Raw genomic sequence first — 14,585 nt, forward strand, 5'->3', positions numbered from 1 at the left:
GATGAGTGCCTTTCTCAATCATCGTCGTGAGAGGCTTTGTGCGGCGTTTTTAGAAAGCAGAAACAAAAAAACCCGCCGAAGCGGGTTTTTTATTAGCTATTACAATTAAGCGGTTTTCTTCGCTTTCTTGTCAGCTTTCGCGGCAGGAGCTGCTGTTTTAGCCTGTGCTGCTTCGTTGCCTTCTTCGGAGAATTCACGACCGTAGAAGGTATCCATCAGAATTTGTTTCAGTTCAGAGATCAGTGGGTAACGTGGGTTAGCACCGGTACACTGGTCATCGAACGCATCTTCAGACAGTTTGTCAACGTGAGCCAGGAAGTCAGCTTCCTGAACACCAGCTTCGCGGATGGACTTAGGAATACCCAGTTCAGCCTTGATGCTGTCAAGCCATGCCAGCAGTTTCTCAATCTTAGCAGCAGTACGGTCGCCCGGTGCGCTCAGACCCAGATGGTCTGCGATTTCAGCATAACGACGACGCGCTTGTGGGCGGTCATACTGGCTGAATGCAGTCTGCTTAGTTGGGTTGTCATTCGCGTTATAACGGATAACGTTGGAGATCAACAGGGCGTTCGCCAGACCGTGAGGAATGTGGAACTGTGAACCCAGTTTGTGAGCCATTGAGTGACACACACCCAGGAAGGCGTTCGCAAACGCGATACCCGCGATGGTCGCAGCGTTGTGTACACGCTCACGAGCAACTGGGTTTTTAGAGCCTTCGTTGTAAGATGCTGGCAGGTTTTCTTTCAGCAGTTTCAGCGCTTGCAGAGCCTGGCCGTCAGAGAACTCGCTCGCCAGAACAGAAACATAAGCTTCCAGTGCGTGAGTTACGGCATCAAGACCACCGAATGCACACAGGGACTTAGGCATGTCCATGACCAGGTTGGCATCAACAATCGCCATATCTGGAGTCAGAGCGTAGTCAGCCAGTGGGTATTTCTGACCAGTAGCATCATCAGTTACAACAGCAAACGGAGTCACTTCTGAACCAGTACCGGAAGTGGTGGTAACCGCGATCATTTTCGCTTTTACGCCCATTTTCGGGAACTTGTAGATACGCTTACGGATGTCCATGAAGCGCAGAGCCAGTTCTTCGAAGTGAGTTTCTGGGTGCTCGTACATAACCCACATGATTTTCGCAGCATCCATCGGTGAACCACCACCCAGCGCGATAATCACGTCTGGTTTGAAGGAGTTCGCCAGTTCTGCACCTTTACGTACTACGGACAGAGTTGGATCAGCTTCTACTTCGAAGAATACTTCAGTTTCAACGCCAGCTGCTTTCAGAACAGAAGTGATCTGGTCTGCATAACCGTTGTTGAACAGGAAACGGTCGGTAACGATCATCGCACGTTTGTGACCATCAGTAATCACTTCGTCCAGCGCGATTGGCAGGGAGCCACGGCGGAAGTAGATAGATTTCGGAAGTTTATGCCACAACATGTTCTCAGCTCGCTTAGCAACGGTTTTCTTGTTGATCAGGTGCTTAGGACCCACGTTCTCAGAGATAGAGTTACCACCCCATGAGCCACAACCCAGAGTCAGGGAAGGCGCGAGTTTGAAGTTGTACAGGTCACCGATACCACCCTGAGAAGCAGGGGTGTTGATCAGGATACGTGCAGTTTTCATTTTGTCGCCGAAGTGCTTAACGCGCTCTGGCTGGTTGTCCTGGTCTGTGTACAGGCAAGAGGTGTGGCCGATGCCGCCCATCTCAACCAGTTTCTCAGCTTTAACAACGGCATCTTCGAAGCTCTTAGCACGGTACATAGCCAGAGTTGGAGACAGTTTTTCGTGAGCGAATGGCTCAGATTCGTCAACAACGCTAACTTCACCAATCAGGATCTTGGTGTCAGCCGGTACTGTGAAGCCTGCCAGTTCAGCAATTTTAGTTGCTGGCTGACCCACGATAGCTGCGTTCAGCGCGCCGTTTTTCAGAATGATGTTCTGAACAGCTTTCAGCTCTTGACCCTGCAGCATGTAGCCGCCGTGTGATGCAAAACGCTCGCGCACTGCATCATATGCAGAGTCAACAACGATAACTGATTGCTCGGAAGCACAGATTACGCCGTTATCGAAGGTTTTAGACATCAGGATAGAAGCAACAACACGTTTGATGTCGGCAGTTTCGTCAACAACAACTGGAGTGTTACCTGCGCCAACGCCGATTGCTGGTTTACCGGAGCTGTATGCTGCTTTAACCATGCCTGGGCCACCAGTTGCCAGAATCATGTTGATATCTGGGTGGTGCATCAGTGCGTTAGACAGTTCAACAGATGGCTGGTCAATCCAACCGATCAGATCTTTAGGTGCACCAGCAGCGATCGCTGCTTGCAGAACGATGTCTGCTGCTTTGTTGGTCGCGTCTTTTGCACGTGGGTGTGGAGAGAAGATGATCGCGTTACGAGTCTTCAGGCTGATCAGAGACTTAAAGATAGCCGTTGAAGTTGGGTTAGTCGTTGGCACGATACCGCAGATGATACCGATTGGCTCAGCGATGGTGATAGTCCCGAAGGTGTGGTCTTCATCCAACACACCGCAGGTTTTCTCATCTTTATAGGCGTTGTAGATATACTCTGAAGCAAAGTGGTTTTTGATCACTTTATCTTCAACGATACCCATGCCAGATTCAGCAACGGCCAGTTTCGCGAGAGGGATTCGAGCATCTGCAGCAGCCAGAGCGGCGGCGCGGAAGATTTTATCAACTTGCTCTTGAGTAAAGTTGGCATATTCACGCTGGGCTTTCTTGACGCGCTCTACAAGTGCGTTAAGTTCAGCGACATTAGTTACAGCCATAATGCTCTCCTGATAATGTTTAAACTCTTTTAGTAAATGAGCTGCTCGAGACGACAGTATAGTCAGCGGGCAACAGCTTGCGTAAGACACGAGCCACGACTATCCAAAAACTTCCCAAAACATCTTGCTGACTTACTAAAAGAGCCTACCTAAAAAAACCTATTCATCCTCTGAATCATTTGCTCTTCAGATGCATCAAGAGTACTCACTTCTGAGTAGGTTTTTTGTGATATAAATCACAATATTTTAAGGCTGACTCCATTCAGCAGGGAGGATTCAGGTAACTGATAAGTCTTTAAAATTTTAGTCACAGCAAAGATAAAACAAATTACCATATTTTCAACAAGTGGGTAACAATATCGTTTAATATCGCATTTGCTAATAAAAGTAGTTATCTATGCTGCGAAAGTGCGTGGCGCCAGCACCTGTTTTCCATTACATTACGCCGGCCTTTGCTACGTTCATTCGCGGAGTTTTGAGTGGCTCAATCCTTGTTCGATTTGCCTACCTATTTTAAGTTCTTTATTGGCTTGTTCGCGCTGGTAAACCCAGTGGGGATCATTCCTGTATTCATCAGTATGACCAGCTACCAAACGGCGTTGGCCAGGAATAAAACAAACCTTACCGCCAACTTGTCGGTAGCGATTATTTTATGGACGTCGTTGTTCCTCGGTGACGGTATTCTGCAATTATTTGGCATATCAATTGATTCTTTCCGCATTGCTGGCGGTATCCTGGTGGTCACCATTGCGATGTCGATGATCAGCGGTAAGCTCGGGGAAGATAAACAGAACAAACAAGAAAAATCAGAAAGCGCTATCCGTGAAAGTGTGGGGGTCGTGCCATTGGCATTGCCTTTAATGGCAGGCCCTGGTGCAATCAGTTCGACTATTGTATGGGGCACGCGTTACCATAGCTGGAATTATTTGGTTGGTTTTTCAATCGCTATTGCACTCTTTGCTTTTTGTTGCTGGTTGGTTTTCCGCCTTGCCCCGTGGTTAGTCCGTTTGTTGGGGCAAACCGGCATCAACGTTATCACCCGTATTATGGGGTTGTTGTTGATGGCGCTGGGTATCGAATTTATAGTGACTGGCCTGAAAACGATCTTCCCAGGGTTATTAAGTTAGTTCTGCTGAAACCGGCATATGAAAAAGCAGAATAGCCATTCTGCTTTTTTTTGTTAATTTTTTACCAATGCGATTAAAGCATAAGCATTTTTTTAGTTTTCATAAGAAAATTATTCATAAGAAAATGCTTTGGAAACCGCGTATTAACAACCTTCATTTTTCCCCGCTGTACATAAAACTGACAATCAGTTCGTTATTTAACTCACACTACACAATGATGCTTGCTGCCGCTTTATTGAGATGATATTAGTAAATCATGCTATCCAGCAGATGAATGTGCTAAAAAATAACCAGTTGTTAATTTTTCGTGAATGAAAACTGAGTGCCATCAGTCTGCGTGAAATCCATCTTTTTGGTCACCGGTATCTCTTTTATTTTTAAAGAGTTAACCGAGTGTTTTGCACGGCAAAAGCATCGTTACGAACCAGTCTCCACATAGATAAAAGAGAAATGGTTAACAAATTTGCAAATTGTATTGGCGAGTGTCAAAGGCTTTTGATACTTTCCGGGCAACACAATTATCTGAGAAATGTTTCATTTACAGATGACTCATAAAAATCAACCTGAGTACAGGGTAGGTTGATTAAGAATCGACGGAACAGGGTGCCAATAAGAGCGTCCCAAAAAATAAAGTCGGTGATAGCAAGTAATACAGAAGTTAATCCGGACAGTCGCATAACGCTCTTGCGCTGTTAAGGAACCCTAAGGGGAAGAGGCTGGCTTTCGGGTCGGTAATTATAATGAGTGGAGTATCAACACAATGTCCATCATCACAAAAAAAAGTCTGGTAGCAGCAAGCATTTTATCCGCGCTAATCGTAGGCAATGTGGCCATGGCGGCCGAAGTTCCTGCAGGTGTTCAACTGTCAGAAAAGCAGACGTTGATCCGAAATAACGGTGCTGAACCACAGTCTCTGGACCCAAATAAGATTGAAGGTGTTCCTGAGTCAAACGTCAGCCGTGATCTGTTTGAAGGTTTATTGATTACTTCTCCAAAAGACGGTCACCCAATTCCGGGAGTAGCAGAGTCCTGGGATAATAAAGATTTCAAAGTCTGGACCTTCCATCTGCGTAAAGATGCGAAATGGTCTAACGGCGAGCCAGTCACAGCGCAAGATTTCGTTTATAGCTGGCAGCGTCTGGTTGATCCAAATACTGCTTCCCCATACGCAAGCTACCCGCAATACGGCCATATCGTAAACGTTGATGCCATCATCGACGGCAAAATGAAACCAAGTGAACTGGGCGTAAAAGCCATTGACGACCACACTCTGGAAGTCACTTTGAGCGAGCCTGTTCCTTACTTCTACAAACTTCTGGTTAACCCGGCGATGTCCCCGGTGAACAAAACCGCCATTGAGAAGTTTGGTGAGAAGTGGACCCAACCTGCAAACATCGTGAGCAACGGTGCTTATAAACTGAAAGACTGGGTTGTTAACGAACGCATCGTAATGGAGCGTAATACTAATTATTGGGATAACGCGAAAACCGTTATTTCGCAAATCACCTATCTGCCAATCTCTTCCGAAGTCACGGATGTGAACCGCTATCGCAGCGGCGAGATTGACATGACGTATAACAACCTGCCAATCGAGCTGTTCCAGAAACTGAAAAAAGAAATTCCAGCTGAAGTACACGTTGACCCATATCTGTGTACTTACTACTACGAAATTAACAACCAGAAAGCTCCATTTAACGATGCGCGTGTCCGTACCGCTCTGAAACTGGGTCTGGATCGTGACATTATCGTTAATAAAGTGAAGGCGCAGGGCGATCTGCCAGCATATGGCTATACCCCTCCTTATACTGACGGTGCAAAACTGACTAAACCTGAGTGGTTCTCATGGACTCAGGAAAAACGTAACGAAGAAGCTAAGAAGTTGCTGGCTGAAGCGGGTTACACCAAAGATAAGCCGCTGACCTTCGACCTGTTGTACAACACCTCCGATCTGCACAAGAAACTGGCTATCGCAGCTGCTTCTATCTGGCAGAAAAACCTCGGTGTGAACGTTAAGTTGGTAAACCAGGAGTGGAAAACCTTCCTCGATACTCGTCACCAGGGCAACTACAACGTTGCGCGTGCTGGCTGGTGTGCGGATTACAACGAACCGACTTCCTTCCTGAACACAATGCTGTCTTCAAGCTCAATGAACACCGCGCATTATAAGAGCCCAGCCTTTGACGCCATTATGGCGGAATCGCTGAAAGCGACTGATGATGCACAACGCGCTGCTGCATACGATAAAGCGGAACAGCAATTGGGCAAAGATTCTGCAATCGTTCCGGTTTATTACTACGTGAATGCCCGTCTGGTGAAACCATGGGTTGGCGGTTATACCGGTAAAGACCCGATGGATAATATCTATACTAAAGATATGTATATCATCAAACATTAATGGCAATTCGTGGGGCAGGTTTTATCCCTCATACTTCACGCTGCAGGTGCGTTAACTGCGCTCATTCACCCCAGTCACATAGTTTTCTATGTTCCTGGGGGGTCATGAGCTTGTCGCCTTCCTGCAACGTGAATTATTTAAGATAAAAGGGTAGAGCTTGCCCCATCGTGTCTTATTTTATCGCACTCTAAAGGCACAGCCAGAAGGTACGGGCAATGTTGAAATTTATTCTGCGTCGTTGTCTGGAAGCAATTCCGACACTATTTATTCTTATAACAATTTCATTCTTCATGATGCGCCTTGCGCCAGGTAGCCCTTTTACCAGCGAACGCGCACTGCCGCCGGAAGTTATGGCGAACATTGAAGCCAAATACCATTTAAACGATCCGATCTCGACCCAGTATTTCAGTTATCTGAAACAACTGGCTCACGGTGATTTTGGCCCGTCATTTAAATATAAAGATTATTCAGTGAACGACCTGGTGGCCTCAAGCTTCCCAGTCTCGGCAAAATTGGGTGCTGCTGCATTTATCTTTGCCGTTGTTTTAGGGGTTTTCGCTGGGGTTATTGCCGCACTGAATCAAAATACCAAATGGGATTACGCCGTAATGGGGATAGCCATGACCGGGGTAGTTATCCCGAGCTTCGTGGTTGCGCCATTACTGGTTCTGATATTTGCGATAACCCTCAAGTGGTTGCCCGGAGGCGGGTGGAACGGAGGGGCCATTCAATACATGATCCTGCCAATGGTCGCGTTGTCTTTGGCTTATATTGCCAGTATCGCGCGTATCACTCGTGGCTCCATGATTGAAGTTCTGCACTCAAACTTTATCCGTACCGCACGTGCGAAAGGTTTACCGATGCGCCGCATTATTTTGCGCCACGCGTTGAAACCTGCACTGCTACCCGTTCTGTCATATTTGGGCCCGGCATTTGTCGGTATCATCACAGGCTCGATGGTTATTGAAACCATTTACGGATTACCGGGTATCGGCCAGTTGTTCGTAAACGGAGCGTTGAACCGTGACTATTCATTGGTTCTGAGCCTGACCATTCTGGTTGGCGCGCTGACTATTCTCTTTAACGCGATTGTTGATGTGCTGTATGCCGTTATCGATCCGAAAATCCGTTACTGACGCTGGAGTACGCCATGATGTTGAGTAATAAAAACAGCGAGGCGCTGGAAAACTTCAGTGAAAAACTAGAAGTAGAAGGCCGTAGCCTTTGGCAAGACGCCCGTCGCCGCTTTATGCATAACCGTGCAGCGGTAGCGAGTTTGATTGTCCTGGCACTTATCGCGCTGTTCGTGACCTTCGCGCCGATGCTGTCGCAATTTAGCTATTTTGATACCGATTGGGGAATGATGTCGGCTGCACCGGATATGACCTCAGGTCACTATTTCGGGACGGACTCCTCGGGCCGTGACCTGCTGGTTCGTGTCGCAATCGGTGGTCGTATCTCGTTGATGGTTGGTGTTGCAGCGGCACTGGTCGCGGTAGTAGTTGGCACATTGTATGGCTCGCTTGCGGGTTATCTGGGTGGCAAAACCGACTCTGTGATGATGCGTCTGCTTGAGATCCTCAACTCCTTCCCATTCATGTTCTTCGTAATTTTGCTGGTGACATTCTTCGGGCAAAACATCCTGCTGATTTTTGTCGCAATCGGCATGGTTTCCTGGCTGGATATGGCGCGTATCGTGCGTGGCCAGACGCTGAGCCTGAAACGTAAAGAGTTCATTGAAGCAGCCCAGGTTGGCGGTGTTTCTACCGTTAACATTGTAGTTCGTCATATTGTGCCGAACGTGCTCGGCGTGGTGGTGGTTTATGCTTCGCTGCTGGTGCCAAGCATGATCCTGTTCGAATCTTTCCTGAGCTTCCTGGGTCTGGGTACACAAGAGCCATTAAGTAGCTGGGGTGCATTGTTGAGCGATGGTGCCAACTCCATGGAAGTTTCCCCATGGTTGCTGATGTTCCCGGCAGGCTTCCTGGTTATCACTCTGTTCTGTTTCAACTTTATCGGCGATGGCCTGCGTGATGCCCTCGACCCGAAAGATCGTTAAGGAGTGCCGCGATGAGCACAATTGAAAATCCTGCGGTGGTTACTCCACTGAGCCAGACTTCTACGTTGTTAGACGTAAAAGATCTGCGCGTCACCTTCGGAACGCCAGACGGTGATGTTACTGCGGTAAACGATCTGAATTTCAGCCTGAAAGCCGGTGAAACACTGGGTATTGTGGGCGAGTCCGGTTCCGGTAAATCGCAAACGGCTTTTGCTTTGATGGGTTTGCTGGCGGCGAACGGCCGTATTGGTGGCTCAGCGAAGTTTAATGGTAAAGAGATTCTGAATCTTCCAGAAAGCCAGCTTAACCGTCTGCGTGCAGAACAGATTTCGATGATCTTCCAGGACCCAATGACCTCACTGAACCCTTACATGCGTGTAGGCGAGCAGTTGATGGAAGTGCTGATGTTGCACAAAAAATTGGGTAAAGCGGAAGCGTTTGAAGAATCTGTTCGTATGCTCGATGCGGTGAAAATGCCTGAAGCACGTAAACGCATGCGCATGTTCCCGCATGAGTTTTCCGGCGGTATGCGCCAGCGCGTAATGATTGCCATGGCGTTACTGTGCCGTCCAAAACTGCTGATTGCCGATGAACCAACGACAGCACTGGACGTAACTGTTCAGGCACAAATCATGACGCTGTTGAATGAACTTAAGCGTGAGTTCAACACCGCTATTATCATGATCACCCACGATCTGGGTGTTGTTGCCGGGATCTGCGACAAAGTACTGGTGATGTATGCTGGCCGTACTATGGAGTATGGTCAGGCGCGGGATGTGTTTTACAACCCGGTTCACCCGTATTCTATCGGTCTGCTAAATGCGGTACCGCGTCTGGATGCTGAAGGTGAATCACTGCTGACTATTCCTGGCAACCCGCCAAACCTGTTGCGTTTGCCGAAGGGTTGTCCGTTCCAGCCGCGTTGCCCACATGCGATGGAAATCTGCAATACAGCACCGCCGCTGGAACAATTTGGTGAAGGCCGCTTACGCGCCTGCTTTAAGCCAGTGGAGGAGTTAGTATGAACGCCGTGACGCAAGAGAAAAAAGTCCTCTTAGAAATCGCTGACCTGAAAGTTCACTTTGATATCAAAGACGGCAAGCAGTGGTTCTGGCAACCCTCTAAAACCCTGAAAGCGGTTGATGGCGTGACGCTGCGTTTATACGAAGGCGAAACGCTGGGTGTGGTCGGGGAATCTGGCTGCGGAAAATCAACATTTGCTCGTGCGATTATCGGTCTGGTGAAAGCCACTGAAGGCCGCGTGGCATGGCTGGGTAAAGATTTGCTGGGCATGAATCAGGACGAGTGGCGCGATGTGCGTAGCGACATCCAGATGATTTTCCAGGACCCGCTGGCGTCGCTCAACCCGCGTATGAATATCGGCGATATTATCGCTGAGCCACTGCGCACGTATCACCCAAAAATGCCGCGCCAGGAAGTTCGTGACCGTGTAAAAGCGATGATGATGAAAGTAGGCTTGCTGCCAAACCTCATCAACCGCTACCCGCACGAGTTTTCAGGTGGCCAGTGCCAGAGGATCGGGATTGCCCGTGCTTTGATCCTTGAGCCAAAACTGATTATCTGTGACGAACCGGTTTCAGCGCTCGACGTATCAATCCAGGCTCAGGTTGTGAACCTGCTGCAAAAACTGCAACGTGAAATGGGGCTTTCCCTTATCTTCATCGCGCACGATTTAGCAGTGGTAAAACACATCTCTGACCGCGTTCTGGTGATGTATCTGGGCCATGCTGTTGAGTTGGGCACCTATGATGAGGTGTACCACAACCCGCTGCACCCTTATACCAAAGCATTGATGTCTGCGGTGCCGATTCCTGACCCGGATCTGGAGAGAAATAAAACGATACAACTTCTTGAAGGGGAGTTGCCATCACCAATTAACCCGCCGTCAGGCTGCGTATTCCGTACGCGCTGCCCGATTGCAGGCCCAGAATGTGCGAAAACTCGCCCGGTTCTGGAAGGCAGTTTCAAGCATGCCGTTTCCTGTCTGAAGGTTGACCCGTTATAATCTCGCAGGGCTGGCATTACGCCAGCCCTTTTTTACAGGCGAGGTTTTCGTGACAGGGAATAAGAGTTCTTTAAGACTACGTTGTTACCACGTTTTATTTGACCAACGAACCCGCGCAGGGCGCCGCTGTGAAGCATTCTGGGGTTTACTGGCGCTGCTTAGTGTCATCACTGTTTTTATTGAATCCAGCATCGGCAATCAAGTCACTTTCACACCAGATCAGTGGCGGATGTTTATCGCCATCGAAATTGGTTTTACCCTGGTCTTTACCCTTGAATACGTATTGCGCGTGCTTGTCTGGCCCGATCCGGTGCGCTATGTGTTCAGTTTCTGGGGATTTATCGATCTTGCGACGATCTTGCCGCTGTATGTTTTGTGGCTATGGCCGGAGCTGGCAATACACTATTTCTTTGCCTGGCGCGCCATGCGGGCAATTCGCGTTTTACGCATCCTGAAATTACTGCGCTTAATGCCGGCGCTTAATAGTTTATGGCGTGCGGTGGTTAACTCCCGGCATCAATTAATTCTATTCTATTCATTTATCGCCATCGTATTAGTCACGGCTGGCGCATTAATGTATGGAATTGAAGGGGCCGTTAACGGATTTACGAGTCTTGGTGTTTCAGTTTATTGGGCAGTGGTGACGGTTGCGACAGTAGGTTACGGCGATATTACGCCTCATACCCCGTTAGGAAGGTTAGTGGCTTCATTGCTTATCTTGATTGGCTACTCGGTGATTGCTATCCCAACCGGGATTTTGACCGCGCAAATGACGGCGGAATTACAGCGCAAAAGGCTGGAACGAAAATGCCCGTTATGTCATCAGCAAGATCATGAGACTAACGCTCAATATTGTAAGTCGTGTGGTGGGCGATTACCGCTAATAGGGAAAGAAGAGTAGCGCGGCAGCAGTGCCGCGCTAAAAAACATCACTCGCGCCAGAGGATATGGCAGAGCTTGTGATCTTTTTCGCGGCACAGCAGCACACGAGCAAAGATATCGTTGATTTCGCCACCGTCTGTGTCGGCAAGGCCAATCACTACTTCGGCAAAGAAGTCAGGGTTCAGGTCGAAATCTACATGTTCCTGCCAGTCTTCAGCGGGGTCAAAAAGCTCGGCACCGCCACGCTCTTCAAATTGCAGGTTAAATAAAATCACATCTGCCGGGTCGAGGTTATCAACCGCCAGTTCCAGAAAAATATCGTAAGCCTGCTCGAGAGTTTCATCTTCTGTCAGGCGGTTGTTCAGATCCATTTCCATGTCTGGTTCCACTTATTAAGTACTGATGCGCCACGTTTTACAGTAACGGGCTAAAGAAGTAAAACAGTCGCTCTACCACACGTTGCCACATTGGGCGTTTCAACCACAAGCGTAGATCAACTAGCCGTGAGCGGGAGATATAATCGTCCTGTACGGCGGCAAGGTCGCTGGCAAAACCGGAGTCGTCGATAACCAGGGTTATCTCGAAATTGAGCCAAAGACTACGCATATCCAGATTAACCGTACCCACCAGACTGAGTTGCCCATCGACCAGTACGCTCTTGGTATGCAGTAGGCCGCCTTCGAACTGGTAAATCTTCACGCCAGCTTCCAGCAATTCGGTAAAGAATGCCCGGCTTGCCCAACCCACCAGTAATGAGTCGTTCTTGCGTGGCACAATAATACTGACGTCCACGCCACGTTGTGCCGCAGTACAAATTGCGTGGAGTAAATCATCGCTTGGTACGAAGTAAGGGGTCGTCATAATTAAATATTCACGCGCGGCATACACAGATGTCAGTAATGCCTGGTGAATCAAATCTTCCGGGAAACCTGGGCCTGAAGCAATCGTGTGAATGGTATGACCGCTGGCTTCTTCAAACGGCATAATATTGGCGTCTGGGGCAGGGGGTAAAATGCGCTTACCGGTTTCGATTTCCCAGTCACAGGAATAGACAATTCCCATAGCTGTCGCGACCGGGCCTTCCATACGAGCCATTAAATCAACCCATTGCCCAACGCCTGCATCTTGTTTAAAGAAGCGTGGGTCGACGAGATTCATACTGCCGGTATAAGCGATGTAATTATCGATCATCACCATTTTGCGGTGCTGGCGTAAATCCATGCGGCGCAAGAACACACGCATCAAATTAACTTTGAGCGCTTCAACGACTTCCACGCCGGCGTTACGCATCATATTTGCCCACGGGCTGCGGAAGAAGGCGACGCTACCGGCTGAGTCCAGCATTAAACGGCAGTGGATGCCACGGCGAGCCGCAGCCATCAGTGATTCAGCCACTTGGTCTGCTAACCCTCCTGGCTGCCAGATATAAAACACCATCTCGATATTATGACGCGCCAGCTGGATATCGCGGATCAGCGCATGCATGGTTTCATCAGATGTCGTAAGGAGCTGAAGCTGATTGCCTTTAACGCCACCAATCCCCTGGCGGCGTTCACATAACTGGAATAACGATGTCGCGACTTCGCTATTTTCTTCGGCGAATATATGTTTGCAGCTTTTAAGGTCGTTTAGCCATTTTGCGGTTGATGGCCACATAGCACGCGCACGTTCGGCACGACGCTTGCCCAGATGCAACTCACCAAACGAGAGGTAGGCGATTATCCCTACCAGAGGAAGAATATAAATAATCAGAAGCCAAGCCATGGCAGAAGGAACTGCGCGACGTTTCATTAAAATGCGGAGCGTCACGCCGGCAATTAATAGCCAGTAACCTAAAATTATCAGCCAACTAACGACTGTATAGAAGGTTGTCATAGTTCAAAAATCCTTTAGAAACCGTATGTTTTGAGTTTACGCATAACCGCCATAAAACAATACCCAAATAATTCGAGTTGTAGGAAGGCGGCAAACGCGTGAGTCCCCAGGAGCATAGATAACAATGTGACTGGGGTGAAGGCGAGTAGCCAACGCACCAACAACTTGAAGTATGACGGGTATAATCGTAAAACGTCTGGTCTGGCGTGAAGAAGACACTATAATGGCGCGTCTTACATGCAACCTGAGTCGTAAAAATGAGGCGTAGTAGAACTGAGGTCGGACGTTGGCGTATGCTGCGTCAGACACAACGGCGCAGATCGCGTTGGCTGGAAGGTCAGTCACGCCGTAATATGCGCATTCACGCCATCAGAAAGTGCCAGACAAACCGCCAGCGTAACTCCTTGCTGTTTGCCATTCACGATCAATGGGCGTCGTAAAGAAAAGGGCACCGCTTGCGGTGCCCAGTATCTTCAAAATCTTCAAAATCTTCTGAAACTTCGGTCTTACGAGAAATGCATTGCCAGTAAAATAATCAGCACTGTGACTGATGCCGCCGCGACAATCACCAACGGATGTTTGGCAAGCCAGGCGTTCCAGCGTGCTTCCTGATTACCCACAGATTGCTTGTGGCGCTCATAAGACTCATCAAACAAATCCATAAAAATTTCCTGATAACTTCATTCACCGTACGAATAGTTGAATCAGAATACCTTCTTGAATGGCTTGATTGCTACCTGTTTATAGACACCCGCCGCAATATAAGGATCTGCTTCAGCCCAGGCTTGGGCATCTTCTAGAGATGCAAACTCAGCAATAACCGTTGAACCGGTAAAACCAGCAGCACCAGGGTCATTACTGTCGACGGCAGGCATAGGCCCGGCAGTTAACAGGCGACCTTCATCGCGTAAAAGTTGTAGACGGGCCAGGTGGGCAGGGCGCACAGCCGTGCGTTTTTCGAGAGAGTCGGCATTATCTTCCGCATAAATGACATACAGCACGTGCAGCACTCCTTATAGATATGAGGTTTGTAAAACACGGTAAGTGAATGGCGCTAAGACTGCAACTTGAAATCAATTGCGCGCTAACAAGATGTTACATTGTGGGTGTTAATTCAGCAGGAATCACCATCTGGCTAAAACTTACCAAAATGATAGCCGATACTTTGTTGGTCGTGTCAGCGAGCAGTCCAGATGGTTGGGGTATCAAATCTTTTTGAAGAGTATAGGCAATATTAATAATAATCTAACTAATACACATGATGTGCAGCGGACAGTTACTCATTTTGTTAATAGAGTTTAATTATAATTTTTGTCTGAGATAATATTTCTATTTCATATGAGTTTTTACTTTTTTATTTTCCTCATGAATAGGCAGTAGTTTGTAATGTCTTATATGTCACTATGGAAGGGTGTTTTAATTGAAGGAAAG

Annotated in this window: 13 protein-coding genes; 8 read left to right on the forward strand and 5 right to left on the reverse strand. The window is 48.2% G+C overall.

Annotated elements, in window-relative coordinates; genetic code table 11:
* Nucleotides 1-105: 105 nt before the first annotated feature.
* Nucleotides 106-2,790, reverse strand: coding sequence for a bifunctional acetaldehyde-CoA/alcohol dehydrogenase (gene adhE / locus LVQ79_RS07200; RefSeq protein ID WP_232864421.1), 2,685 nt, complete (start codon nt 2,788-2,790; stop codon nt 106-108).
* A 479-nt stretch (nt 2,791-3,269) separates the two neighbouring features.
* Here adhE and LVQ79_RS07205 point away from each other — a divergent pair, with 479 nt between their 5' ends.
* The 7 genes from LVQ79_RS07205 (at nt 3,270) to LVQ79_RS07235 (ending at nt 11,298) form a co-directional block, all read left to right on the forward strand.
* The gene (locus LVQ79_RS07205) at nt 3,270-3,917 is read left to right on the forward strand and encodes a YchE family NAAT transporter (RefSeq protein ID WP_034455840.1); all 648 of its coding nucleotides are present in this window, start codon (nt 3,270-3,272) and stop codon (nt 3,915-3,917) included.
* A 760-nt stretch (nt 3,918-4,677) separates the two neighbouring features.
* On the forward strand, nt 4,678-6,312 hold the full coding sequence (oppA, locus tag LVQ79_RS07210) for an oligopeptide ABC transporter substrate-binding protein OppA (protein ID WP_232864422.1): 1,635 nt from the start codon (nt 4,678-4,680) through the stop codon (nt 6,310-6,312).
* A 215-nt stretch (nt 6,313-6,527) separates the two neighbouring features.
* Nucleotides 6,528-7,448, forward strand: a complete 921-nt coding sequence (oppB, locus tag LVQ79_RS07215) for an oligopeptide ABC transporter permease OppB (protein WP_064518504.1) — start codon at nt 6,528-6,530, stop codon at nt 7,446-7,448.
* A 14-nt stretch (nt 7,449-7,462) separates the two neighbouring features.
* Nucleotides 7,463-8,371, forward strand: coding sequence for an oligopeptide ABC transporter permease OppC (oppC, locus tag LVQ79_RS07220; RefSeq protein ID WP_064518507.1), 909 nt, complete (start codon nt 7,463-7,465; stop codon nt 8,369-8,371).
* Nucleotides 8,372-8,382: 11 nt separating this feature from the next.
* Nucleotides 8,383-9,396 carry an ABC transporter ATP-binding protein gene (locus tag LVQ79_RS07225; RefSeq protein ID WP_232864423.1) on the forward strand — a complete coding sequence of 338 codons (1,014 nt, stop codon included), beginning with the start codon at nt 8,383-8,385 and terminating at the stop codon, nt 9,394-9,396.
* A complete protein-coding gene (gene oppF / locus LVQ79_RS07230) occupies nt 9,393-10,397 on the forward strand; it encodes a murein tripeptide/oligopeptide ABC transporter ATP binding protein OppF (RefSeq protein WP_232864424.1) in 1,005 nt (334 codons plus the stop codon). The genes LVQ79_RS07225 and oppF overlap by 4 nt, the downstream gene beginning before the upstream one ends.
* A gap of 49 nt (nt 10,398-10,446) precedes the next feature.
* Entirely contained in the window at nt 10,447-11,298 is an 852-nt protein-coding gene (locus LVQ79_RS07235; RefSeq protein WP_232864425.1) for an ion transporter, read from the forward strand.
* Nucleotides 11,299-11,326: 28 nt separating this feature from the next.
* Here the strand turns inward: LVQ79_RS07235 and LVQ79_RS07240 are convergent, their stop codons facing one another.
* Nucleotides 11,327-11,656 carry an HI1450 family dsDNA-mimic protein gene (locus LVQ79_RS07240; RefSeq protein WP_034455830.1) on the reverse strand — a complete coding sequence of 110 codons (330 nt, stop codon included), beginning with the start codon at nt 11,654-11,656 and terminating at the stop codon, nt 11,327-11,329.
* Nucleotides 11,657-11,693: 37 nt separating this feature from the next.
* The gene (gene cls, locus LVQ79_RS07245) at nt 11,694-13,154 is read right to left on the reverse strand and encodes a cardiolipin synthase (protein WP_151993295.1); all 1,461 of its coding nucleotides are present in this window, start codon (nt 13,152-13,154) and stop codon (nt 11,694-11,696) included.
* A gap of 257 nt (nt 13,155-13,411) precedes the next feature.
* Here cls and LVQ79_RS07250 point away from each other — a divergent pair, with 257 nt between their 5' ends.
* Nucleotides 13,412-13,594 (forward strand): YciY family protein, encoded by a 183-nt coding sequence (locus LVQ79_RS07250; protein ID WP_072009405.1) that lies wholly within the window; start codon nt 13,412-13,414, stop codon nt 13,592-13,594.
* 66 nt (nt 13,595-13,660) lie between these two features.
* Here LVQ79_RS07250 and LVQ79_RS07255 read toward each other — a convergent pair whose 3' ends face one another.
* Both LVQ79_RS07255 and LVQ79_RS07260 read right to left on the reverse strand, forming a co-directional pair.
* Nucleotides 13,661-13,816 (reverse strand): hypothetical protein, encoded by a 156-nt coding sequence (locus tag LVQ79_RS07255; RefSeq protein WP_154150139.1) that lies wholly within the window; start codon nt 13,814-13,816, stop codon nt 13,661-13,663.
* Between the two features lie 42 nt (nt 13,817-13,858).
* A complete protein-coding gene (locus tag LVQ79_RS07260) occupies nt 13,859-14,155 on the reverse strand; it encodes a YciI family protein (RefSeq protein ID WP_034455828.1) in 297 nt (98 codons plus the stop codon).
* Between the last annotated feature and the right edge of the window lie 430 nt (nt 14,156-14,585).

The sequence above is a fragment of the Buttiauxella cochleicola genome (genome assembly GCF_021282405.1).
Classification (GTDB): domain Bacteria; phylum Pseudomonadota; class Gammaproteobacteria; order Enterobacterales; family Enterobacteriaceae; genus Buttiauxella; species Buttiauxella massiliensis.

Coding starts and splice junctions, on each gene's coding strand:
- adhE (WP_232864421.1), bottom strand. CDS start 2,790: ATGGCTGTAACTAATGTCGCTGAACTTAACGCACTTGTAGAGCGCGTC.
- oppA (WP_232864422.1), top strand. CDS start 4,678: ATGTCCATCATCACAAAAAAAAGTCTGGTAGCAGCAAGCATTTTATCC.
- oppB (WP_064518504.1), top strand. CDS start 6,528: ATGTTGAAATTTATTCTGCGTCGTTGTCTGGAAGCAATTCCGACACTA.
- oppC (WP_064518507.1), top strand. CDS start 7,463: ATGATGTTGAGTAATAAAAACAGCGAGGCGCTGGAAAACTTCAGTGAA.
- LVQ79_RS07225 (WP_232864423.1), top strand. CDS start 8,383: ATGAGCACAATTGAAAATCCTGCGGTGGTTACTCCACTGAGCCAGACT.
- oppF (WP_232864424.1), top strand. CDS start 9,393: ATGAACGCCGTGACGCAAGAGAAAAAAGTCCTCTTAGAAATCGCTGAC.
- LVQ79_RS07240 (WP_034455830.1), bottom strand. CDS start 11,656: ATGGAAATGGATCTGAACAACCGCCTGACAGAAGATGAAACTCTCGAG.
- cls (WP_151993295.1), bottom strand. CDS start 13,154: ATGACAACCTTCTATACAGTCGTTAGTTGGCTGATAATTTTAGGTTAC.
- LVQ79_RS07250 (WP_072009405.1), top strand. CDS start 13,412: ATGAGGCGTAGTAGAACTGAGGTCGGACGTTGGCGTATGCTGCGTCAG.
- LVQ79_RS07255 (WP_154150139.1), bottom strand. CDS start 13,816: ATGGATTTGTTTGATGAGTCTTATGAGCGCCACAAGCAATCTGTGGGT.